Raw genomic sequence first — 23,593 nt, 5'->3', positions numbered from 1 at the left:
CGCATGGAGCAGGCGCCCGCGCTGCGCGTGGCCCGGCTCGACGTGGAGCGGCTGGGCGCGCTGGCGCGGGTGGAGCGCACGCGGCGCGTGCCGGACGTGACCGTGGGCGTGGGGGCCAAGCACAGCGAGGAGCTGGGCCGCACCCAGGCGCTGCTGACGCTGTCCGTGCCGCTGCCGCTGGGCGACGCCTGGCGCGGCGCGGAGCTGGAGGCGCTGCGCCGCCAGGACCAGGCCCGCTTCGAAGCCGAGACCGCCACGCTGCGCCTGCGCGCGGAAGTGGCACGGGCCCACGAGCGGCTGCAGGCCGCCGTCACCGAGGCGCGCACGCTGCACGGCGAGGTGCTGCCCGGCGCGCAAAGCGTGTTCGAGGCCACCACCAAGGGCTACGAGCTGGGCAAGTTCGGCTTCCTGGACGTGCTCGACGCCCAACGCACGCTGCTGCTGTCGCGCACGCAGTACCTGCGCGCCATCGCACAGGCCCATCTTGCCGCCGCCGACATCGACCGCGCCTTGGGCGACGACCCGTCCACCGACCCACACACCGACCCGGCCGCGGCCGGGCGCTGAGAGGCATTCCTTCATGAAGACCCCCAAGACCCCCGCCGGCCGCAAGCAGTGGGCCGCGGTCGCGGCACTGGTTGCCGCCGGCCTGCTGGGCAGCGCCGCCATCCTGCACACGCCCGCGGCCACGCCGGCCGCCGGGCACGGCGACGAGCATGGCGTCGGCCATACGGACCACGACGAACACAACGACCACGGCGAACACGAGGCCGGCAAGCCGGACGCCGCGGGCCAGGGCCACGAGGACGAGCACAAGGACGAGCACGAAGACGGGCACGGCCACGGCAACCAGGCGCAGGAGAAGCCCGCGGGCCAGGCCGGCTCGGCGGGCGGCGCGGCTGCGGCCGCGGCGGGCCAGGCGGCGGGCCGCCTGGCGATGACGGCCGAGCAGGTGCAGGCCGCGGGCATCGCCGTGGAGAAGGCGGCCGCCGCCCCCATACGCACCACGCTGCAACTGCCCGGGCAGATCCGCTTCAACGAGGACCGCACGGCCCACGTCGTCCCGCGCGTGGCCGGCGTGGTGGACAGCGTGTCCGCCGACCTGGGCCAGGCCGTGCGCCGCGGCCAGGTGCTGGCCGTTATCAGCAGCGCGGCGGTGTCGGAGCTGCGCAGCGAGCTGCAGGCCGCGCAACGGCGCCAGGCCCTGGCGCGCACGACCTTCGAACGCGAGCAGCGGCTGTGGCAGGAAAAGATCTCGCCGCAGCAGGACGTGCTGCAGGCCGAGCAGGCGTTGCGCGAGGCCGAGATCGCGCTGGCCAATGCCCACCAGAAGCTGCAGGCCCTGGGGGCCGGCACGGGCGGCGGAGGTGGTGGCGCGCTCAACCGCTTCGAGCTGCGCGCGCCGTTCGACGGCACCATCGTCGAGAAGCACCTGGCGCTGGGCGAGGCCGTGAAGGAGGACGCCAGCGTCTTCACGCTGTCGGACCTGCGCAGCGTCTGGGCCGAGGTGGACGTTGCGGCGCAGGACCTCAGGCACGTGCGCGTGGGCGCCCGCGTCACGGTGCGCTCCAGCGCCTTCGACGAGGCCGCCACCGGCACGGTGGCCTACGTGGGCTCGCTGCTGGGCGAGCTCACGCGCACGGCCAAAGCGCGCGTCTCGCTCGCCAACCCGCAGGGCGCGTGGCGCCCGGGGCTGTTCGTGACGGTGGAGGTGGTCACGGGCGAGGCGGGGGCGCCGGTGACGGTGGCCGCCGCCGCCGTGCAGCAGCTCGGCGACAAGCCCGTGGTGTTCGAGCAGGTGGCCGGCGGCTTCGTGCCGCGCCCCGTGGAGCTGGGCCGCAGCGACGGGCAGCGCGTGGAGGTGCTGCGCGGGCTGCCCGCCGGCGCGCCCTACGCGGCGGCGGGCAGCTTCGTCCTGAAATCCGAGGCCGGCAAGGGCTCGGCCACCCACACGCACTGAAGCAGGAGGACGACCCATGTTCGAACGCATCCTGCGCTTTGCCGTCGAGCAGCGCTGGTTCGTGATGCTGGCGGTGGCGCTGATGGCCGCCCTGGGCGCCTGGAACTACCAGCGGCTGCCCATAGACGCCGTGCCCGATATCACCAATGTCCAGGTGCAGATCAACACCGCGGCGCCGGGCTACTCGCCGCTGGAGACCGAGCAGCGCGTGAGCTGGCCCATGGAGGCCGTGATGGCGGGCCTGCCGGGGCTGCAGCAAACGCGCTCGCTGTCGCGCTACGGGCTGTCGCAGGTGACCGTCATCTTCAAGGACGGCACCGACATCTACTTCGCGCGCCAGCTCGTCAACGAGCGGCTGGCCGCCGCGCGCGCGCAGCTGCCCGCCGGCGTGAGCCCGGCCATAGGCCCCATCTCCACGGGGCTGGGCGAAATCTTCCTGTGGACCGTGGAGGCCCGCGAGGACGCGCGCAAGGCCGACGGCACGCCCTACAGCGCCACGGACCTGCGCGAGATCCAGGACTGGATCATCAAGCCGCAACTGCGCACCGTGCCCGGCGTCACCGAGATCAACACCATAGGCGGCCATGCCAAGGAGTACCACGTGGCGCCCAACCCCGAGCGGCTCTCGGCGCACGGCCTGACGCTGGCCGACGTGGTGGCGGCGCTGGAGCGCAACAACGCCAACGTGGGCGCCGGCTACATCGAGCGCCGCGGCGAGCAGTACCTCATACGCGCGCCCGGCCAGGTGGGCTCCATGCAGGACATCGGCAACGTCATCCTCACGAGCGTGGGCGGCACGCCGGTGCGCATACGCGACGTGGCCGAGGTCCAGGTGGGCCGCGAGCTGCGCACCGGCGCGGCCACCGACAACGGCCGCGAGGTGGTGCTGGGCACGGTGTTCATGCTCATCGGCGAGAACAGCCGCACCGTGGCGCAGGCCGTGGCGCAGCGCATGGAGCAGATCAACCGCACGCTGCCCGCGGGCGTGCAGGCCATCACCGTCTACGACCGCACCACGCTGGTGGACAAGGCCATCGCCACGGTGAAGAAGAACCTGCTCGAAGGCGCGGTGCTGGTCATCGCGGTGCTGTTCGCCTTCCTGGGCAACCTGCGCGCGGCCGTCATCACGGCGCTCGTCATCCCGCTGTCCATGCTCTTCACCTTCACCGGCATGGTGAGCCAGCGCATCAGCGCCAACCTCATGAGCCTGGGGGCGCTGGACTTCGGGATCATCGTGGACGGGGCGGTGGTGATCGTGGAGAACTGCGTGCGGCGCCTGGCGCACGCGCAGGCCCACCACGGACGCGCCCTCACCCTGCGCGAGCGGCTGCACGAGGTCTTTGCCGCGGCGCAGGAGGCGCGGCGGCCGCTGCTGTACGGGCAGCTGATCATCATGATCGTGTACCTGCCCATCTTCGCCCTGTCCGGCGTGGAGGGGCGCATGTTCCACCCCATGGCCTTCACGGTCGTGATCGCGCTGTTGGGCGCGATGCTGCTGTCGGTCACCTTCGTACCGGCGGCGGTGGCCCTGTTCATAGGCCGCCGCGTGGCCGAGAAGGAGAACGTGCTGATGGCCTCGGCCCGGCGCGCCTACGCGCCGCTGCTGGAGCGCGCCATGGCCGCGCGGCCGGTGGTGGTGACGTTCGCGGTGGTGGCGGTGGTGCTCTCGGGGCTGCTGTCCACGCGGCTGGGCAGCGAGTTCGTGCCCAGCCTCAACGAGGGCGACTTCGCGCTGCAGGCGCTGCGCATTCCGGGCACCAGCCTCACGCAGTCGGTGGCCATGCAGCAGCAGCTCGAACGCACGCTCAAGGAGAGCTTTCCCGAGATCGAGCGCGTGTTCGCGCGCACCGGCACGGCCGAGATCGCGGCGGACCCCATGCCGCCCAACATCTCCGACGCCTACGTGATGCTCAAGCCGGAGGACCAGTGGCCCGCGCCGCGGCGCACGCGCGAGCAGCTCATCGCCGCCGTGCAGGAGGCGGTGGAAAAGCTGCCCGGGCAGAACTACGAGCTCTCGCAGCCCATCCAGTTGCGCTTCAACGAGCTCATCTCCGGCGTGCGCGCCGACGTGGCGGTGAAGGTGTTCGGCGACGACATGGCGCAGCTCGAAGCGGCGGCCGAGCGCATTGCCGGCGTGCTGCGGCGCCTGCCCGGCGCCGCGGAGGTCAACATCGAGCAGACCACGGGGCTGCCCATGCTCACCGTGGCCATAGACCGCGACAAGGCTGCGCGCTACGGCCTGAACATCGCCGACGTGCAGGACACCGTGGCCACCGCCACCGGCGGGCGCGAGGCCGGCACGCTGTTCGAGGGCGACCGGCGCTTTGGCATCCTGGTGCGGCTGCCGGAGGCGCTGCGCGCGGACCTGGACGCCATAGGCCGGCTGCCCATCGCGCTGCCCCGCACCGCGCAGGCCGAGCGGCCGAGCTTCATCCCGCTGTCCGAGGTGGCCTCGCTGCAGATGGCGCCCGGCCTGAGCCAAGTCAGCCGCGAGGACGGCAAGCGCCGCGTGGTGGTCAGCGCCAACGTGCGCGGGCGCGACCTGGGCTCCTTCGTGGCCGAGGCCCGGCAGGCGGTGGAGCAGCAGGTGCAGCTGCCCCCCGGCTACTGGACGACCTTGGGCGGGCAGTTCGAGAACCTGCAGTCCGCGGCCAGCCGGCTGCGCATCGTCGTGCCGCTGGCGCTGGCGCTGGTGTTCACGCTGCTGTTCGCGATGTTCGGCAACCTCAGGGACGGGCTGCTGGTGTTCACGGGCATCCCGTTCGCGCTCACCGGCGGCATCGTGGCGTTGTGGCTGCGCGGCATTCCGCTGTCGATCTCGGCGGCGGTGGGCTTCATTGCGCTCTCCGGCGTGGCGGTGCTCAACGGGCTGGTGATGCTGAGCTTCATCCGCGGCCTGCGCGAGGGCGGCCTGGGCGTGGACGAGGCGCTGCGCGAAGGGGCGCTGACGCGGCTGCGCCCGGTGCTGATGACGGCGCTGGTGGCCTCGCTGGGCTTCGTGCCCATGGCGCTGGCCACCGGCACCGGCGCCGAGGTGCAGCGCCCGCTGGCCACGGTGGTCATCGGCGGCATCCTGTCGTCCACGGCGCTCACGCTGCTGGTGCTGCCGGTGCTCTACCGCATCGCCTACCGGCGCGAAGCCGATGATCCGGACGAGCGGGACGAGCGTGGCGAACGGCACGCCGGCCTGGGCCACGGCGCCGGCGCCGCGAGCGCCTTGCCTTGAGCCGGCCCGCGGGCCGGCACCTTGCGGCGCGAGGCGCCGGCCCCTGGCGGCGTGTGTGCCTTGGGCCGGCGCGCCGTCAGCGGCAGTAGCGCTGCAGCACGCCCTGGAGCTGGGCGCGCTGGAAGGGCTTGACCAGCACGTCGTCCATGCCGGCCTCGACGCAGCGGCGCCGGTCTTCGGCCAGCGCGCTGGCGGTGAGCGCCACGATGGGGGTGCGCGCCCAGCCGCGCGCGGCCTCCAGGCTGCGGATGCGGCGCGTGGCGTCCAGGCCGTCCATCTCCGGCATGTGCATGTCCATCAGCACCACGGCGGGCCGGTCCTGGTCGTAGGCCTGCACGGCCTGCACGCCGTTGACGGCCTGGCGCACGCGCACGTTGAGCGCCTGCAGGATGGCGCAGGCCAGGTGCATGTTGACCTCGTTGTCCTCGGCCACCAGCACGCGGCAGCCCGCCAGGGCCGCGGCCGCGGTCGCGTCCGTGGCGGGCGCAGGGGCGGCCTGCGGCTGCGGCGCCTGGGCCGCTGGCAGCTTCAGCTCGAACCAGAACTCCGTGCCGCGGCCCGGCTCGCTTTGCACGTCCAGCTCGCCGCCGTGCAGCCGCACCAGGCTGCTGACGATGGCCAGGCCGAGCCCCGTGCCGCCAAAGCGCCGCGTGGTGGAGCTGTCGGCCTGCATGAAGGGCTCGAAGATGCGCCGGCGGTCGGCGGCGCTCAGGCCTATGCCGGTGTCGCGCACGGCCATGCGCCAGTGCCCGCCCTCCAGCGCGGTGAGCCGCAGCGCCACGCTGCCCACGGCCGTGAACTTCACGGCGTTGGACAGCAGGTTGTTGAGGATCTGGCTCAGCCGCAGCGGGTCGCCCAGCACCCAGGCCGGCACGTCGCCCGCGTGCAGCTCCAGCCGCAGGGCCAGCCCCTTGGCCTGGGCCTTGGGCTCGAACAGCGCCACCGCGTCGCGGGCGAGCTGCACGAGGTCCAGGGGCAGTTGCTCCAGCTCCAGGCGGCCGGCCTCGATGCGGGAGAAGTCCAGCAGGTCGTCGATCACGCCCAGCAGGAGCTGGCCTGAGCGCTCGATGAGGCGGGCCTGCTCGTGCTGCCCGGCGGGCAGCGGGGCCTCCAGCAGCCGCTGCGCCATACCCAGCATGCCGTGCAGCGGCGTGCGTATCTCGTGGCTCATGTTGGCCAGGAAGGCGCTCTTGGCCAAGCTGGCCGCCTCGGCGCGCGACTGCGCCTCCAGCAGTTGGGCGGTGCGCTCCTCGACCATCGCCTCCAGGTGGTGCCTGTGGCGGTGGAGCTCGATCTCGGCCTGCATGAGCTTGGTCACGTCCATGCCCACGCCTTCCCAGACGATGCGCCCGTCGTCGCGCTTGAGCGGCGAGGAGCGTGCATGCAGCCAGACCTTGCGCCCACAGGGCAGGACGAACTGCACCGTGCCCGCATACACGCTCATGTCGCGGGCGCTGCGGGCCTCGTCGCGCCGGTACTGCGCCAGCGAGGCGGGCTCGGCCAGCGCGAACAGCGCCTTTGCGTCGGCCATGAGCGTTTCGGCGCTGAGCCCGAAAATGCCGGCGACCCCGGCGCTGATGTAGTTGAAGCGCGGCTGGCCGCCGACGACCTCGAACTGGTAGACGAAGCCTTCGGGCACGTTGTCGCCGATGGAGCGCAATTGCGCCTCGCGCTCGCGCAGCCGCGCCTCGCCCAGGCGATACTCGTGCTCGATGCGCTGGGAGTTCATGCTCACCAGCGTCAGCGTGACCAGTTGCACGCTCAGGATCTGCGCCATGGCGTAGAAGCTGCCGAAGCCCTTGAGAGCCTCGAAAGCGGTGTCGGCGGCCGGCGAGCCCAGCTCGTGGACGATGCGCACCGCGTTGAGCACGGCCAGGATGGACATCCAGATCGCCAGCAGCACGTCGTTGGAGCCGAAATGCGCCGGCCGGTGCCGCAGCGTGACGGCCACCGTCGCCACGCTCAACGCGGCGGCAAAGGTGCAGTAGATGGCGATGCGCGCGGCCAGGTCCGCCGGGTCCAGGCTGTAGTAGCTGAACACCGGCAGGAACAGCAGCAGGCACAGCAGCTCCAGCCAGGCGCCCACGCGGCGGCCGCGGAAGATGAGCATGCCGCGCAGGATGAGCAGGTAGCCCGCGAGCAGCATGCCGTTGCGCAGCACCCGAAGGCCCCAGCTCTGCGGCAGCACGTCGGGAACGAGCAGGGCCGCGCCCAGCGCGAGGCAGGCCACGCCGGCCGTCCAGAAGCCGAAGCCGGGATAGGTCTTGCACGTGCGCAACACCACGAGCATGACCAGGGCCGCCGCGCAGGACAGCAGCGCATTGGTGGTCAGCAGCATCGATGTATCCATGTCCGGCAAGGCATTGCGACGGTGCGGGCGGGCGGGCTGCGCCCTGGCGCACCGCTTCAGCGGAGGTCAACGCCAGGCGTGCCTGGCCAGCATGCCGCCGCCCTGTTGTTGGCGAGGGCGTGCAGCCGTCGTTCCCGCTGCAGCGCCGCCCGTGCGTTCACGCAAGAAGCCATGTCCCTGCTATGCGGCGCAGTGTTCACGAAATCGAGCCGCGCGGCGGCGGCGCGGCCAGGAAATTCAAGCTTTGCTGACAGTTGCAGCACGGTCCAGCGATGCCTTGGGCGGCAAGCCCTGGCCCATCGGCACGGCCGGGAAACCGGCGGCGGGCGCTATTGCATACACATCTCACCCCGGGACTCTTTACGGACACGGGGAACAGATACCAACGTGCTGTTCGCCACGGCACAGCCCACTGGCGATGCCAAGTCATGGCGGGTTTCGGCCCCGTGCGCATGGAGGTTGAGCGATGAAACTGCTGTTGTCTGTGAGTCTCCTTTTCGCGGCGCCGGCAGCCCTGGCCGCCATCACGGCCAGTGCAACGGTCAACCATTTGCGCTACGAGCTGACCGACCTGGACCCCAACGACGGCATCGCGCCCTCGCTGCAGCTCGGCTTGGCCAAAAGTCCGAATTCCGAGCTGGCCGTCAGCGTCTTTTCGAGAAAGAACTATTTTTCCGACGTCGCGGACATCAACCAGTATCTCGGCTCATGGAGCGTGGAAACGGTCCGCCCCGGCGCTTCCATTCAGGGCTTGCTGGATTTCAATGAAGTCGATTCCACGATGCACGTCAGCGGCCGGGTGGATGATCCGGCGCGCGACCAGATCGCCTTTGCCGGCACGTCGTTCCCGCGATTCGGCTACACGCTGTCCCCGAAAACCGCCGTCACATGGAGCGCGGATTACGAGTTGCGGACATTTGCCGATATTTCCACCACCGCCTCCAACGAGGAGCGGGGCCTGGTGCTCATGTACGGCACCGGGACGCCGGTGGTCAGGCTGGATGTTTTTGCGAACCCGATTTTCGGCACCAATTTTCTGGAGCAGAAAGGGCGCATCGAATATTCATTTTCAAACGAGAACACGATTGCCCGAGATTTCGACAACGGGCTGATCATCATTGCGGAAGGGGGCATATTGCCCAGCGTGCCCGAGCCGCAATCATGGTTGATGATGCTGGCCGGATTCGGTGCGCTGGGCGTCGTGGCGCGGCGGCGTCGCGGGCAGGCGCAGTAAATACGGCCGAATTTGGATGGCCGGCCGGACTCAGTGGGTACCGCCCAAGGCGGGAAATGCGTCCTGCAGTTTCAGCGTCTGGCCGGCGTTGAGCCCGTCGTAGCCCGGCAGCGCGGCCAGTTCCTGCCTGAAGGCCGGGTGGCGCAGCACGTCCAGCACCTGCTGCAGCACCGGCGTGGCCAGCAAGGCCGTGCGGCACAGCAGGAAGTAGCGCTCGCTGGCCAGCGGCACGAAGTCGAGCTTGAACTGGCGCGCCGGCGTTTCCACGCCGAAGCCCACGTCGGCCATGCCGCTGGCCACGTAGGCGGCCACGGCCGCGTGGGTGTACTCGCCATGCTCGAAGCCGGCGATGGTGCCGGCCGGGATGCCGCCGGCCCGCAGCAGCGCCTCCAGCAGCAGCCGCGTGCCTGAGCCGGCCTGGCGGTTGATGAAGCGCACGTCCTCGCGCTGCAGGTCGGCCAGCGCGAACACCTCCTTGGGGTTGCCCGCGCGCACCATCAGGCCCTGGCGCCGGGTGGCGATGTCGATGACGGTCAGCTCCTCGCCCGCGAGCCACTGCGCGTAGTGCGCCAGCACCGTGTCCTGCATGGGCCCTATGGGCAGGTGAAAGCCCGCCACGTCGCACTCGCCGTCGTGCACGGCGGCGGCGGCCGTGGCGCAGTTGCCGTAGGTCAGCTCCGAGCGCAGCCCGTCCTGGCGCAGCCGCTGCACCAGGCGCTCGATGGCAAAGCCGTGGCTGGCATGCAGGCGCAGCAGCGGGGCCGATTCGCGCAGGGCGCGGCCCAGCTCGGCCGCCAGCTCCGAGGCCAGCGAGTCCAGCGAGGGCTTGAGCCGGGCGTGGATGCGGTGGTCGGCCCAAACGATCTTCTCGCCCAGCTCGGTCAGCGTGGAGCCCTTGCCGCGCTCCATGTGCAGCAGCGGCGCGCCGAACTGCGCCTCGCCCTGGCGCACCAGGTCCCAGGCGTGGCGGTAGGACAGGCCCAGCCGCTTGGCGGCCATGAGCAGGCTGCCCTGGCCGTGCACCTGCACCAGCAGCTCGATGAGCCGCATGGACAGCGCAGCGCCGTCGGCATCCTGGATCGTCCAGGCAGGACGTATTGCAATGTCTTTCATAAGGGTCCGTGCTTAGGAGGTGCAGCTCCGGTGCATAGGGCGTCACATCTCATATTGCGAGCGTAACCAAGAGCCTGGAGCATGCGCCCCGTAACGACGATTTGGACGCGCCATGCCCCTTGGGACATGCGCGTGACGGCCGCCCGGCAGCGGCGGTGCTTGCAAACCACGGCGGCTCATGACCACCCCCACTTCCCAGGACTCGGCCGACAGGTCGCGCATCGATGCCTTGATCAACCATCACCGGCAGCAGCCGGGCGCGTTGCTGCCGCTGCTGCACGCGGTGCAGGACGCGCTGGGCTTCATCCCGCAGGAGGCCGTGCCGCGCATCGCCGCGGCGCTGAACCTCTCGCGCGCCGAGGTGCACGGCGTGATCACCTACTACCACCACTTCCGCAGCAAGCCGGCGGGGCGCCACGTCGTCCAGATCTGCCGTGCCGAAGCGTGCCAGGCCTGCGGCGCCGACGCGCTGCTGGCGCAGGCCGAGCAACTGCTGGGCTGCAAGGCGCACGAGACGCGCGCGGACGGCGCCGTCACGCTGGAGCCGGTGTACTGCCTGGGCCTGTGCGCGTCGTCGCCCGCGATGCAGCTCAACGAGCGGCCCTATGCGCGCGTGACGCCGCAGCAGCTGCAGCGCCTTGCGCAGTCGCTGGGAGTGTCGGCATGAGCCCGGTGAAAGTCTTCGTCCCGCGCGACACCGCCGCGCTGGCCGCGGGCGCCGACGAGGTGGCCGCCGCGCTGCGCGCCGAGTGCGAACGCCGCGGCCTGGCCGTGGAGATCGTGCGCAACGGCTCGCGCGGGCTGTTCTGGCTGGAGCCGCTGGTGGAGGTGCTCACGCCGGCCGGCCGCGTGGCCTACGGCCCGGTGGCCGAGGAAGACGTGGCGGGGCTGCTCGACGCCGGGCTGCTGCAAGGCGGCGCCCACGCGCTGGGCCATGGCCTGACGGAGGCGATGCCCTACCTCGCGCGCCAGGAGCGGCTGACCTTCGCGCGCATGGGCGTGACCGACCCGCTGTCGCTGCAGGACTACGCCGCGCATGGCGGCTGGGACGGCCTGCGCCGCGCGCTGGCGCTGGACGCCGCGGCCATCGTCCAGGAAGTGCTGGACGCCGGGCTGCGCGGCCGCGGCGGCGCGGCCTTCCCGGCCGGCATCAAGTGGCGCACCGTGTTGCAGGCCGAGGCCGCGCAGAAGTACGTGGTGTGCAACGCCGACGAGGGCGACTCCGGCACCTTCTCCGACCGCATGACCCTGGAGGGCGACCCCTACATGCTCATCGAAGGCATGGCCATCGCCGCGCTGGCCGTGGGCGCCAGCCGCGGCTATATCTACATCCGCTCGGAGTACCCGCAGGCGGTGGCGACGATGGGCGAGGCCATCGCGCGGGCCACGCAGGCCGGCTTCCTGGGCGACAACCTCCTGGGCAGCGGCCGCGCCTTCCACCTGGAGCTGCGCAAGGCCGCGGGCGCCTACGTGTGCGGCGAGGAAACCGCGATGCTGGAGAGCATCGAGGGCAAGCGCGGCATCGTGCGCAGCAAGCCGCCGCTGCCGGCCATCCAGGGCCTCTTTGGCATGCCCACGGTCATCAACAACGTCATCACGCTGGCCAGCGTGCCGCTCATCCTGGCGCGCGGCGCGGGCTTCTACCGCGACTACGGCCTGGGCCGCTCGCGCGGCACGCTGCCCTTCCAGCTGGCCGGCAACGTCAAGCACGGCGGGCTGGTGGAGAAGGCCTTCGGCCTCACGCTGCGCGAGCTGATCTTCGACTTCGGCGGCGGCACGCGCAGCGGCCGGCCGGTGAAGGCGGTGCAGGTGGGCGGCCCGCTGGGCGCCTACGTCCCCGAGTCGCAATGGGACGTGCCGCTGGACTACGAGGCCTACGCTGCCCTGGGCGCCGTGGTGGGCCATGGCGGCATCGTGGTGCACGACGACACGGCCGACATGGCGCGCCTGGCGCGCTACGCCATGGAGTTCTGCGCCCTGGAGAGCTGCGGCAAGTGCACGCCCTGCCGCATAGGCAGCACGCGCGGCGTGGAGGTGATGGACCGCATCGCCACCGGCCACAACCGGCCGCAGCAAATCCACCTGCTGCGCGAGCTGTGCGACACCATGCTGCACGGCAGCCTGTGCGCCATGGGCGGCATGACGCCCTACCCCGTGCTCTCCGCCCTGAACCACTACCCCGAGGACTTCGGCGCCCAAGCGCCGGCCCGGCAAGCCGCTTGAAGGAGGCCGCGCATGCTGCACCACCACCCCATCGACATCGACCACGGCACGCCGGCCAGCGGCTCCAGCGAGTCGGTCCAGCTCGTCATCGACGGGCGCGAAGTCCGCGTGCCCAAGGGCACTTCGCTCATGCGCGCCGCCGTGGACGCCGGCATCCAGGTACCCAAGCTGTGCGCCACCGACAGCCTGGAGCCCTTCGGCTCCTGCCGGCTGTGCCTCGTGGAAATCGACGGGCGCCGGGGCTTCCCGGCCTCGTGCACCACGCCCGCGGAAGCCGGCATGGTGGTGCGCACCCAGAGCCCCAAGCTGCAGTCGCTGCGCCAGGGCGTGATGGAGCTCTACATCAGCGACCACCCGCTGGACTGCCTGACCTGCAGCGCCAACGGCGACTGCGAGCTGCAGGACGTAACAGGCGTCGTCGGGCTGCGCCACGTGCGCTACGGCACGGCGGGCCAGTGCGTGGACGGCGTGACCGGGCGCCATCACGGCGACGCGGCCAAGGACGAGTCCAATCCCTATTTCACCTACGACCCAGCCAAGTGCATCGTCTGCAACCGTTGCGTGCGCGCCTGTGAGGAGACGCAAGGCACCTTCGCGCTGACCATCTCAGGCCGCGGCTTCGAAAGCCGGGTCTCGCCGGGCCAGGACCAGGCTTTCATGGACAGCGACTGCGTGAGCTGTGGCGCCTGCGTGCAGGCCTGCCCAACGGCCACGCTGCAGGAAAAGAGCGTCATCGCGCTGGGCCAGGCCGAGCACAGCGTCATCACCACCTGCGCCTATTGCGGCGTGGGCTGCGCCTTCAAGGCCGAGATGAAGGGCAACACGGTCGTGCGCATGGTGCCGTGGAAGGACGGCAAGGCCAACGAGGGCCATGCCTGCGTCAAGGGCCGCTTCGCCTGGGGCTACGCCACGCACAAGGACCGCATCACCAAGCCCATGATCCGCGCGCGCATCACCGACCCGTGGCGCGAGGTGAGCTGGGACGAGGCCATCGCGCACGCCGCGTCCGAGTTCAAGCGCATCCAGGCGAAGCACGGGCGCGACGCCGTGGGCGGCATCACCTCCAGCCGCTGCACCAACGAGGAGGCCTACCTCGTGCAGAAGCTCATACGCGCGGCCTTCGGCAACAACAACGTGGACACCTGCGCCCGCGTGTGCCACTCGCCCACGGGCTACGGGCTGGGCCAGGCCTTCGGCACCTCGGCCGGCACGCAGACGTTCAAGTCCGTCGAGCAGTCCGACGTGATCCTGGTCATAGGCGCCAACCCGTCGGACGCGCACCCGGTGTTCGCCTCGCGCATGAAGCGGCGGCTGCGCCAGGGCGCCCAATTGATCGTGGCCGATCCGCGGCAAACGGAGCTGGTCGCGTCGCCGCACGTCAAGGCCGCCCACCACCTGGCGCTCAGGCCCGGCACCAACGTGGCCCTCATCAACGCCCTGGCGCACGTGGTGGTCACGGAAGGGCTCACCAACGAGGCCTTCGTGGCCGAGCGCTGCGAGCTGAAGAGCTTCCAGCAGTGGCGCGCTTTCGTGTCGCTGCCGGAGCATGCGCCTGAAGCCGTGGAAGCCGTCACCGGCGTGCCGGCCGCTGAGCTGCGCGCCGCGGCGCGGCTGTACGCGCAGGGCCCCAACTCGGCCATCTACTACGGCCTGGGCGTGACCGAGCACGCGCAGGGCTCGACCATGGTCATGGGCATCGCCAACCTGGCCATGGCCTGCGGCATGGTGGGCCGCGAGGGCGTGGGCGTGAACCCGCTGCGCGGCCAGAACAACGTGCAGGGCTCCTGCGACATGGGCAGCTTCCCGCACGAGCTGCCGGGCTACCGCCACGTGGCCGATACCACGGTGCGCGCCGAGTTCGAGGCCGCCTGGGGCGTGGAGCTCAGCCCGGAGCCGGGCCTGCGCATCCCCAACATGTTCGACGCGGCCATGGCCGGCAGCTTCAAGGGCCTGTACGTGCAGGGCGAGGACATCGCGCAGTCCGACCCCAACACGCAGCATGTCTCGGCCGCGCTGGAGGCCATGGAATGCATCGTGGTGCAGGACATCTTCCTCAACGAGACGGCCAAGTTCGCGCACGTGCTGCTGCCGGGCAGCTCCTTCCTGGAAAAGGACGGCACCTTCACCAACGCCGAGCGCCGCATCTCGCGCGTGCGTCAGGTGATGCCGCCGCTGGCGGGCCTGGCCGACTGGCAGGTGACGGTCAAGCTGGCCAACGCGCTGGGCTACCCCATGCACTACGACCATCCCGAGCAGGTGATGCAGGAGATCGCGGCGCTCACGCCCAGCTTCCGCGGCGTGAGCTACGGGAAGATAGAGCGGCTGGGCAGCGTGCAGTGGCCCTGCAACGAGGGCACGGACGAGGCCGGCACCGCCACCATGCACGTCGAGGGCTTCGTGCGCGGGCGCGGGCGCTTCTTCAACACCCGCTACGTGCCCACCGACGAGAAGGTCACGCGCCGGTTCCCGCTGCTGCTGACCACGGGCCGCATCCTGTCGCAGTACAACGTCGGCGCCCAAACCCGGCGCACGGCCAACAACCAGTGGCACGACGAGGACCGGCTGGACATCCACCCGCATGACGCGCAGGAGCGCGGCATACGCGACGGCGACTGGGTGGGCATCACCAGCCGCGCCGGGCAGACGGTGCAGCGCGCCCGCGTCACCGACCGCATGCAGCCCGGCGTGGTGTGGACCACCTTCCACTTCCCCGAGTCCGGCGCCAACGTCATCACCACCGACAGCTCCGACTGGGCTACCAACTGCCCCGAGTACAAGGTGACCGCCGTGCAGGTCAGCAAGGTGATGCAGCCCTCGGCCTGGCAGCAGGACTACGCCGCGTTCAACCGCGAGCAGCTCGCGCTGCTGGAGCAGGCACGCCCGCCGGCAACGGCGGTGGGCCAGTGAAGCCCGTGGACGCGCCGCTGCCCAGCGCGGGCGCGCGGCCGGCCCGCGTGGTGGCGCGCCGCGGCGGCCAGGTGCATGCGCAGGACGACTGGCTGGCCGAGGAAGTGCCCGTGGCCCTGGTCTTCAACGGCATCTCGCACGCCGTGATGCTGGCTAGCCCCGCGGACCTGGAGGACTTCGCGCTGGGCTTCGCCTTCACCGAGGGTTTCCTCCGCCACCCCGGCGAGCTGTACGGCGTGGAGGCGCTGGCGGTGCCCGACGGCCTGGAGCTGCGGCTGGAGGTGTCCTCGGCCTGCGCGTGGCGGCTGCGCGAGCGCCGGCGCACGCTGGCCGGGCGCACCGGCTGCGGGCTGTGCGGTACCGACAGCCTGGGCCAGGTGCGCCAGCCGCTGCCGCGGCTGCAGCCCACCGCCGTGGACCCCTCGGCCGTGGCACGCGCCCAGCGCCGGTTGCGCGCGCACCAAGCCCTGCAGCAGCTCACCGGGGCCACGCATGCGGCGGCCTGGTGCAGCCCGCAAGGCCAGGTGCTGCTGGCGCGCGAGGACGTGGGCCGCCACAACGCGCTGGACAAGCTCACGGGCGCGCTGCTGCGCCAGGGCGTGGACACGGCCGGCGGCTTCATCGCCATCACCAGCCGCGCCAGCTTCGAGATGGTGCAGAAATGCGCCCGCGCCGGGGTGTCGGCACTGGCCGCGGTGTCCGCGCCCACGGCGCTGGCCGTGGAGACGGCCCGGGGCTGCGGGCTGCTGCTCATGGGCTTCGTGCGCGGCGACGACCTCGTGGCCTACACCTTTGACGAGCGGCTGGCACTGCCCGGCCGCGCACCCGCCGCCTGAGCGCGGACAGGAAGACACATGGACATCACGAACCTCGTGCGCATGGCCAACCGCATTGGCGACTTCTTCGAGGCCATGGCCGACCGGGACGAGGCCGTCGAAGGCGTCGCTCAACACCTGGACAAGTTCTGGGAGCCCCGCATGCGCCGGCTGCTTCAAAAGCACGTGGCGCAGGGGGATGCCGACGACCTGCACCCGCTGGTGGCGCTGGCCGTGCGCCGGCGGGCCGACGCGCTGCAGTGATCCGGCCGCCACGGCGGCCGGCCCGGGGATGGCAGTCTGGCCTTGCCCGCGGCGTCAGCGCTGCGCGCAAATGACGTGCGCCTGGATCTTGCCGTCCACCGGCCCGTCGCCGAATTGCCGCGCCAGGGCTTGGGCGCAACGTGCCGTGGCGGCAGCCAGGGGCGCGCCAACGCGGGCCTCGATCTCGGCGCGCAGCGGCGTGCCTTGGCAATACGCGAAGGCCGCCTCCCAGGCCGACCCGGCACGGCTGCGCTGCGTGACGGTTTGCACCCGTGGCGCCGCGAAACCCGCGTCGCGCAGGTCGCGCTCGATCACCGCGACGTCGAAGCAGCCGTGCGGCAGCCGCCGCAGGAACTGCGGCGGGTCCTCGGGGAAGACGGTGGCCAGCGCGTCCATGACCACGCATGCGAACTCGTTGTCCTCCAGCCGGTCCCAGACGCTGAAGATGAATGAGCCACCGGGCCGTAGCACGCGGCGGGCTTCGGCATAGGCGCCCACCTTGTCCGGAAAGAACATCGCGCCGAACTGGCAGGCGACCACGTCGAAGCTGCCGTCGTCGAACGGCAGGCTTTGGGCGTCGGCCTGGCGCCACTGCACGGGCACCGCCATGGGGACGGCGCGGGCCGCGTCCAGCATGGGCTGGTTCAGGTCCGTGGCGACCAGCGCCGCGCCGGGCAGCGCCTGCGCCATGGCCCGGGTGAGGACGCCCGTGCCGGCCGCGGTCTCCAGCACCCTTGCGGGCTGCAGGGCGGCCACGCGGCGCGCCAGGTCTTGCGCGCAGCTTTCGAAAATCAGCGGCACGAGGCAGCGGTCGTAGACCTGGGGAATGGCGCCGGCGAACAGCCGGTCGGTGGCGGATGCGTCCATCGCGGACCTCCTGCGAGGCGGGAAGCCATCGTAGCCATCCCGGGGCCTCGGAACCTGTCAAGCCGCCTGCAGCGCCCGCTTTGGCGATTCAGGCGGTGCCGTTGCCTTGCGGCGCATAACTCCACTTCGGCGTCACCAGCACCCCCAACACCGACGCCACGGCCAAGGCGCAGGCCAGGTACAAGAATCCGGGCGCCGCGCCAAAGCGCTGCGGATACATCGCCAGCGCCGCCCCCAGGCCCGCCGCGTTGCCGCCCAGCACCAATATGGCCGTGGCGATGTCCCGGAAGCGCCGAGCCTGGTTGGCGCCGCGCGACCAGCGCGGGTCGGTGTTGTAGCTGGGCAATTGGCGGTGCGCGTCTTCCAACTGTTCCAGTACGGAGAGAAAACTGCGCAGGTTGGAAATGGCGCGCTCGGCCATGTAATTCAGGAACGCCAGGCACAGCGAGGCGACGGGAAATCCGAAGATCAGCCACTCCACCGGCGGCTCACGGCTGCCGGGCGTGGGCCGCAACGCCACCAGCACCGCCAGCAGGCTGACCACCAGGCTCACATACAAAGCCAGCGCCTGCTGGCGCTGCGTGATGCGGGCATTGACCTCCTGGTTGGCGGCAATGAAGCGGTAGTTGGCATCGACAAAGGCCTTGCTCATCGGTCAAGCGAAAGGATTTTCAACAAACAAAACAAATCAAAACCGCAATATACTATCGAACCGCTTGCGCCGACAGCGCCGATAACGCACAAACCAAGCTTAAAACTCCACCGCCTGGGTAGCAGCCAGGGCGCCGCAAAACTTGCATTTGGGCGCATCCCTGGAAATCAATTCGGAGCAGTGCGGGCACCGCATGAGGTTGGCCGGAATATTTTCCTCGCTGTTCATGTTTTTCATCATCAACAACAAAGGCAGGGCGGCCAGCGGCGAAAAAACCAGGGAGGCAAAAGTCCAGCCGACGGCGCTTCGCCCGCGGTGCTTTGCCAGCAGCGCCATCAATAATGCGCAAACCACCCAGGAAACCAATAATGCGAATTGAATTTCCATTTTTCCCTCATCAATTCAGGATTTTGCAAATTCATTCCCATGAAAACAGCCAACTGCTTATCTAATTTCGGCAGGAGAGAATGATGTTATTTATTTTTTTCCAGCCTGACAACGAAATCTTCACGAGAATGTGACGCGCTCGGCCATCTTGATATATCGCAAGCCGGCGCCGTGCCGGCATCCGCGTGTCCAGCGGCTTCAGCGTTGCCTTGGGCCGCTTCAAATCCTCGGCGCCGCGCCCGGCGGCCGACAATCCCGCCCATGAAAGACAACAGGCTGCTGGAGATGCGGGTGTTCCGGGCCGTTGCCGAGGCCGGCGGCTTCACGGCCGCGGCGCTGACGCTGGGTGTGAGCCAGCCTTTCGTGAGCCAGACGCTCAACGCCCTGGAGCGCCGCCTGGGGGTGCAACTGCTGCACCGCTCCACGCGCACCCAGCGACTCACGGCCGAGGGTGAGGCCTACTTGGCCGCCTGCCGCCGCGTGATGGAGGAGATCGACCTGGCCGAGTCCACCGTGGCGTCGCCGGAGCCCGCGGGCGAGCTGCGCGTGACGGTGCCGCGGGCCTTCGGCAGCGACCAGATCGTCCCGCGCCTGCCCGGCTTCATGGCCGCGTATCCGGCCATCTCGGTGCAGCTGCAACTGTCGGACACGGTGACGAACCTGCTGGAGGAGAACTTCGACGTCGCCATACGCATGGGGCGGCTGCAGGACTCCTCCCTCATGAGCCGGCGGCTGTGCGCCCTGCAGCGCATCGTCGTGGCCTCGCCGGACTACGTGGCGCGCCACGGCCCCCCCGTCACGCCGCAGGGCCTGGAGCGCCACAACTGCCTGATGTGGCTGCCCCCGGCCGAGCACCTCAACCGCTGGCCTTTCATGATCCAGGGCCAGCGCCAGGAACTGGCCGTTAAGGGCAGCTTTCGCAGCAGCGACGGCACGGCCCTCTTCCAGATGTGCGTGGCCGGCATGGGCGTGATGCGCCTGGCCGAGCACCTGGCCGTGCCCGCCCTGCGCAGCGGCCAACTGCAGCCCCTGCTGGCCGACTACCAGGCGGCCGACGACACGGCCATACACGCCGTGTTCCTGGCCGAGCGGCGCCTGGTGCCGCGCATACGCGCCTTCGTCGACTACTTCACCAGCGCGTTCGCCACGCCCCCCTGGGCAGCCTAGAGGGCGGCACCGTCCGGCGGCTGCTGATCTATTGCGGAGCGCAATAGGTCTTATCGCGCCCACCGCATTGATGCATGTCAAGGCGCTCCTTAAATTTCGCCCCATCGGCTTGCACCTTCACGGCAAGCCCAGCCCAAGGAGCACCAGACATGCAGGACACCATGGAGCGGCCCGCCGCCTCGCAGCAAGGCGCCGCCGAGCGCAAGCGCATCTCGGTCTACCAGCCCACGCAGCCCGGGCTGAGCTTTCCCGAGATCCCTAGCTTCGCCACCCATGCCCAGGAGCGCCAGCACCGCAAGGAGCGGCTGGTGGCCGCCTGCCGCGCCTTCGCGCTGCAGGGCTTCGACTACGGCTTTGCCGGCCACCTCACGGTGCGCGACCCGGAGTTCCCGCAGCTGTACTGGACCAACCCCATGTGCGTGCACTTCTCCAACGTGCGCGTGAGCAACCTCATCCTGGTGGACCACGCCGGCAAGGTCGTGGAGGGCGCCTACGCCGTCAACCGCGCCGGCTTCGTGCTGCACGCGGCCGTGCACGAGAAGCACCCCGAGATCCTGGCCATGTGCCATGCCCACACCGTCTACGGCACGGCCTTCGCCGCGCTGGGCCGGCCGCTGGAGCCCATCACGCAGGACGCGGCGGCCTTCTACGAGGACCACGTCGTCATCAAGAGCGAAGCCGGCCAGGTGGCCGTGGAGGAGCGCGCGGGCTTCACCGTGGCCGACTGGTTCAAGGGCGTGAAGGCCGCCATCCACCAGAACCACGGCCTGTTCACCTGCAGCGGGCACAGCATCGAATCCGCCGCCTTCTGGTTCATCGCGCTGGAGCGCTGCTGCCAGCAGCAGTTGCTGGTGGAGGCCACCGGCCACAAGCCGGTGCTGGTGCCGCCCGATAAGTCGCGCTTCAGCCGCGACAACGTGGGCAGCGACTACATCGGCTGGCTGCACTTCCAGACGATCTGGGACCAGCTCGTCCGCACCCAGCCCGACATGTTCGACTGAGCCGGCAAGCCCGGCCCAACGGCCGGCTCACACCAGCTTCACACCCATAAGACAGACGGAGACAAGCCATGACCACCCCCCTTGCCCGCCGCCGGCTGCTGTGCGGCCTGATCGCCGCGCCCGCGCTGCTGTGGGCCGCCCTGCCGGCCCAGGCCGCGGACATCAAGGAGCGCACGCTGCGCTTCTCCTTCGTCCAGCCCAAGGAAAGCCACATGGGCTACGGCGCCCAGAAGTTCGCCGAGCTGGTGGCCCAGAAGTCCGGCAACAAGATGCAGGTCAAGCTGTTTCCCAACGGCACCCTGGGGGGCGACTTGCAGACCGTCTCGGCGCTGCAGGGCGGCACCATAGACCTGACCACCCTGCCGCCGGGCCTGCTGGTCGGGTTGAAGAAGGAGTTCGGCGCCTTCGACCTGCCCTTCCTCTTCAACGACTTCGCCGAGGCCGATGCGGTGCTGGACGGCCCCGTGGGCAAGCGCTTCATGGAGCAGTTGCCCAACGGCCTGGTGGGCCTGGCGTACTGGGACCATGGCTTTCGCAACGTCTCCAACAACCGCCACCCCATCGCCAAGGCGGAGGATTTCAGCGGCCTGAAGCTGCGCGCCCTGCAGGCGCCGCTGATGCTGGACACCTTCAAGGCGCTGGGCGCCAACGCCGTGCCCATGGCCTTCACCGAGCTTTATGCCGCGCTGGAGAGCCGCGCCGTGGACGGGCAGGACAACCCCATCGTCGCCTTCGCGACCAACCGCTTCGACGAGGTGCAAAAGCACCTCTCCACCACGCGCCACGTCTACAACCCGCTGATCGTGATGGCCAGCCGCAAGGCCTGGGACAGCCTCTCGGCCGACGAGAAGAAGGTGCTGGCCGACGCCGCGGCCGAGGCGCGCGTGGACCAGCGCCGCGTCTCGCGCGAGATGGAGGCCACCGCGCTGGCCGAGGTGAAGAAGAAGGGCGTGGTGGTGACGGAGGTGACGCCCGCGGAGCGCGCGCGCATGCGCGACAAGGTCCAGCCCGTGACCGACAAGTACGTCAAGGAGATCGGCGAGGAGCTGGTGGCCTCCTTCCATGCCGAGATCGAGAAGGTGCGCACCGCGCGCTGAAGTGGGCCCGCCGGCCGACCGGCGAAGAGGCTGGGGCCACAATCCCGGCCTCTCATGAAAACTCTCATCGTGGCCGAGAAGCCCTCCGTAGCGGCCGACATCGCGCAGGCGCTGGGCGGCTTCACGCGCCGGGGCCCTTACTTCGAACGCAGCGACCTGCTGGTGGCCGCAGCCCGCGGCCACCTGGTGCAGTTGGGCGTGCGCAAGGAGGACGACCCCGGCTTCAACCTCGCGCGACTGCCCGTCATCCCCGAGCGCTTCGCGCTGGAGGCGCTGCCGGACGCCAAGCCCACGCTGGACCTGCTGCGCCAGCTGGCCGGGCGCCCCGACGTGCAGGGTCTCATCAACGCCTGCGACGCCGGGCGCGAGGGCGAGCTGATCTTCCGCCTCATCGTGGAGTTCCTGCACGTGCGCAAGCCCGTGGAGCGCATGTGGCTGCAGACCATGACGGCCACCGGCATCAAGCAGGCCTTCGCCCACCGCCGCAGCGACGCCGACATGCGCGCCCTGGCCGACGCCGCCCGCTCCCGCGCCGAGGCCGACTGGCTCATAGGCGTCAACGCCACGCGGGCGCTGACCAAGGCCAACCTGGTCGCCCCGGGCGAGCTGGTCTCGGCCGGCCGGGTGCAGACGCCCACGCTGGCGCTGCTGGTGGACCGCGAGGAGAGCATCAGGAACTTCGAGCCGCGCGACTTCTGGGAAGTGATCGCCACGCTGTCCGTGGCGGCCGGCCCCTGGCAGGCCAAGTGGTTCGACCCGGGCTTCAAGCCCGGCGACGACCCCGCCGCCCGCGCCGACCGCACCTTCGACCGCGCCGTGGCCGAGGCCGTGCAGCAGGCCTGCGCGGGCGTGGCGCCCAGCTCGGTGACGGACACATCGAAACCCACGCGGCGCAGCCCGCCCAAGCTGTTCGACCTGACCACGCTGCAGCGCACCGCCAACGCCCGCTTCGGCTACTCCGCCAAGACCACGCTGGCCCTGGCGCAGGCGCTGTACGAGCAGCACAAGGTGCTGACCTATCCGCGCACGGATTCGAACCACCTGCCGCAGGACTACCCGCCCAAGGTGGCGCAGGTGCTCAAGCTGCTGCCGCAGCACCTGCAGCCGTTTGCGCAATCCATCCTGGAGCACGGCTGGGCCTCGCAGCGCCACCCGGTGTTCGACAACCGCAAGATCTCGGACCACTTCGCCATCATCCCCACGGGCAAGGCGCCGGTGGGGCTGTCCGAGGCCGAGTCCCGCATCTACGACCTGGTGGCGCGGCGCTTCCTGGCCGCCTTCCATCCGGCGGCCGAGTACCTGGAGACCACGCGCCTGGCCGAGATCGCCGGCCACCGCTTTCGCGCCACCGGCCGCGTGCTGGTGTCGCCGGGCTGGCTGGTGGTGTATGGCGGCGAGGCGGCGGACATGGCCAAGGAAACCGAGCCGGCCAAGGACAAAGCCAAAGACAAGGGCCAGCCCAAGGAGCGCGACAAGGAGGTGCAGAACCTGCCGCCCATGCGCCCCGGCGAGCCCGTGTCCAACGACGAGGTGAAGCTGCACGCCGGCCGCACCACGCCGCCGCCGCGCTTCACCGAGGCCTCGCTGCTGGCCGCCATGGAAAACGCCGGCCGCCAGGTGGACGACGAGGCCCTGGCCGCCGCCCTGAAGGAGCGCGGCCTGGGCACGCCCGCCACGCGGGCCAACACCATCGAAGAGCTGCTCTCGCCCAAGAAGCACTACGCCGAGCGCAGCGGCAAGGAGCTCGTCCCGACCGAGAAGGGCATCAAGCTCATCGCCTGCCTGCGCGCGCACGGGCTGATGGCGCTGGCCTCGCCGGAGCTCACGGGCAAGTGGGAGTCGCGCCTGGCGCGCATCGAGCGCGGGCAGGACACGCGCGCGGACTTCATGGCCGGCGTCGCCACCACCACGCAGGCGCTGGTCGAGCGCATACGCGCCAAGGCCGTCGCCGCACCGGCGTCCGCATCGGGCGCGGCCCGTGCGGGGACCGGCATGGGTGTGGGCGTGGGGACGGGCGGGAGAGCGGGCGTCGGCGGCAGCGGCGCGGCCACGGACATCGCCTGCCGCTGCGGCCAGGGCCGGCTGGAGGAGCGGCCCAAGAGCTGGGCCTGTGCGGCCTGCGGGCTGGCGATCTGGAAGGAGATCGCCGGCCGCAAGACCCGCAAGATGGACGTGCGCGCCCTGTGCAAGTCCGGCCACACGGCGGTGCTGGACGGCTTCACCAGCAAGTCCGGCAAGGCGTTCTCAGCGGCGCTGCGGCTGGCCGCGGCCGAGGGCGCCATGAAGGTGGAGCTCTCCTTTGACGCGCCGCCACCGGCCGCGCCCGCCCG

Annotated in this window: 18 protein-coding genes; 13 read left to right on the top strand and 5 right to left on the bottom strand. The window is 70.5% G+C overall.

Annotated elements, in window-relative coordinates:
* From SM757_RS31570 to SM757_RS31560, 3 genes are all read left to right on the top strand, one after another.
* On the top strand, positions 1 to 567 hold a 567-nt coding region (locus SM757_RS31570), incomplete at its 5' end, for a TolC family protein (protein ID WP_322468380.1).
* A gap of 13 nt (positions 568 to 580) precedes the next feature.
* Complete coding sequence (locus SM757_RS31565) at positions 581 to 1,960, top strand: efflux RND transporter periplasmic adaptor subunit (RefSeq protein ID WP_322468379.1); 1,380 nt, start codon at positions 581 to 583, stop codon at positions 1,958 to 1,960.
* Positions 1,961 to 1,976: 16 nt separating this feature from the next.
* Entirely contained in the window at positions 1,977 to 5,186 is a 3,210-nt protein-coding gene (locus SM757_RS31560) for a CusA/CzcA family heavy metal efflux RND transporter (protein WP_322468378.1), read from the top strand.
* A gap of 76 nt (positions 5,187 to 5,262) precedes the next feature.
* Here the strand turns inward: SM757_RS31560 and SM757_RS31555 are convergent, their stop codons facing one another.
* A complete protein-coding gene (locus SM757_RS31555; protein ID WP_322468377.1) occupies positions 5,263 to 7,524 on the bottom strand; it encodes an ATP-binding protein in 2,262 nt (753 codons plus the stop codon).
* Between the two features lie 478 nt (positions 7,525 to 8,002).
* On the opposite strand from SM757_RS31555, the gene SM757_RS31550 reads away from it, so the two are divergent.
* Positions 8,003 to 8,770: a PEPxxWA-CTERM sorting domain-containing protein gene (locus SM757_RS31550; protein ID WP_322468376.1), complete on the top strand. Its 768-nt coding sequence runs from the start codon at positions 8,003 to 8,005 to the stop codon at positions 8,768 to 8,770.
* Between the two features lie 30 nt (positions 8,771 to 8,800).
* Here SM757_RS31550 and SM757_RS31545 read toward each other — a convergent pair whose 3' ends face one another.
* Positions 8,801 to 9,883, bottom strand: a complete 1,083-nt coding sequence (locus SM757_RS31545; protein ID WP_322468375.1) for a substrate-binding domain-containing protein — start codon at positions 9,881 to 9,883, stop codon at positions 8,801 to 8,803.
* A gap of 178 nt (positions 9,884 to 10,061) precedes the next feature.
* On the opposite strand from SM757_RS31545, the gene SM757_RS31540 reads away from it, so the two are divergent.
* From SM757_RS31540 to SM757_RS31520, 5 genes are read left to right on the top strand one after another with little or no spacing between them, the layout of a single operon-like run.
* A complete protein-coding gene (locus tag SM757_RS31540; RefSeq protein ID WP_066335560.1) occupies positions 10,062 to 10,550 on the top strand; it encodes a formate dehydrogenase subunit gamma in 489 nt (162 codons plus the stop codon).
* Positions 10,547 to 12,106 (top strand): formate dehydrogenase beta subunit, encoded by a 1,560-nt coding sequence (locus tag SM757_RS31535; protein ID WP_322468374.1) that lies wholly within the window; start codon positions 10,547 to 10,549, stop codon positions 12,104 to 12,106. The genes SM757_RS31540 and SM757_RS31535 overlap by 4 nt, the downstream gene beginning before the upstream one ends.
* Before the next feature lie 12 nt (positions 12,107 to 12,118).
* Positions 12,119 to 15,013, top strand: a complete 2,895-nt coding sequence (gene fdhF, locus SM757_RS31530) for a formate dehydrogenase subunit alpha (RefSeq protein WP_322468373.1) — start codon at positions 12,119 to 12,121, stop codon at positions 15,011 to 15,013.
* Positions 15,010 to 15,849: a formate dehydrogenase accessory sulfurtransferase FdhD gene (gene fdhD, locus SM757_RS31525; protein ID WP_066335551.1), complete on the top strand. Its 840-nt coding sequence runs from the start codon at positions 15,010 to 15,012 to the stop codon at positions 15,847 to 15,849. The genes fdhF and fdhD overlap by 4 nt, the downstream gene beginning before the upstream one ends.
* Positions 15,850 to 15,867: 18 nt before the next feature.
* On the top strand, positions 15,868 to 16,092 hold the full coding sequence (locus SM757_RS31520) for a formate dehydrogenase subunit delta (protein ID WP_066335549.1): 225 nt from the start codon (positions 15,868 to 15,870) through the stop codon (positions 16,090 to 16,092).
* Positions 16,093 to 16,146: 54 nt separating this feature from the next.
* Here SM757_RS31520 and SM757_RS31515 read toward each other — a convergent pair whose 3' ends face one another.
* The 3 genes from SM757_RS31515 to SM757_RS31505 all read right to left on the bottom strand — a co-directional run bounded on the left by SM757_RS31515 (position 16,147) and on the right by SM757_RS31505 (position 17,998).
* A complete protein-coding gene (locus SM757_RS31515) occupies positions 16,147 to 16,959 on the bottom strand; it encodes a class I SAM-dependent methyltransferase (protein ID WP_066335547.1) in 813 nt (270 codons plus the stop codon).
* An 88-nt stretch (positions 16,960 to 17,047) separates the two neighbouring features.
* Positions 17,048 to 17,611 (bottom strand): hypothetical protein, encoded by a 564-nt coding sequence (locus SM757_RS31510; protein WP_322468372.1) that lies wholly within the window; start codon positions 17,609 to 17,611, stop codon positions 17,048 to 17,050.
* Positions 17,612 to 17,710: 99 nt separating this feature from the next.
* On the bottom strand, positions 17,711 to 17,998 hold the full coding sequence (locus SM757_RS31505; protein WP_322468371.1) for a zinc ribbon domain-containing protein: 288 nt from the start codon (positions 17,996 to 17,998) through the stop codon (positions 17,711 to 17,713).
* Positions 17,999 to 18,259: 261 nt separating this feature from the next.
* On the opposite strand from SM757_RS31505, the gene SM757_RS31500 reads away from it, so the two are divergent.
* The 4 genes from SM757_RS31500 to SM757_RS31485 all read left to right on the top strand — a co-directional run.
* Positions 18,260 to 19,165 (top strand): LysR family transcriptional regulator, encoded by a 906-nt coding sequence (locus SM757_RS31500; protein WP_322468370.1) that lies wholly within the window; start codon positions 18,260 to 18,262, stop codon positions 19,163 to 19,165.
* A gap of 149 nt (positions 19,166 to 19,314) precedes the next feature.
* The gene (locus tag SM757_RS31495; protein WP_066335538.1) at positions 19,315 to 20,166 is read left to right on the top strand and encodes a class II aldolase/adducin family protein; all 852 of its coding nucleotides are present in this window, start codon (positions 19,315 to 19,317) and stop codon (positions 20,164 to 20,166) included.
* A gap of 68 nt (positions 20,167 to 20,234) precedes the next feature.
* Positions 20,235 to 21,263 (top strand): TRAP transporter substrate-binding protein, encoded by a 1,029-nt coding sequence (locus tag SM757_RS31490; RefSeq protein WP_322468369.1) that lies wholly within the window; start codon positions 20,235 to 20,237, stop codon positions 21,261 to 21,263.
* Between the two features lie 54 nt (positions 21,264 to 21,317).
* A partial coding sequence (locus SM757_RS31485; protein WP_322468368.1) for a DNA topoisomerase occupies positions 21,318 to 23,593 on the top strand: 2,276 nt, incomplete at its 3' end.

This window comes from Azohydromonas lata (assembly GCF_034427735.1).
Taxonomy (GTDB): Bacteria; Pseudomonadota; Gammaproteobacteria; order Burkholderiales; family Burkholderiaceae_C; genus Azohydromonas; species Azohydromonas lata.
The sequence above is the reverse complement of the archived record's forward strand: the minus strand, read 5'-3'. Positions and strand labels throughout refer to the sequence as shown.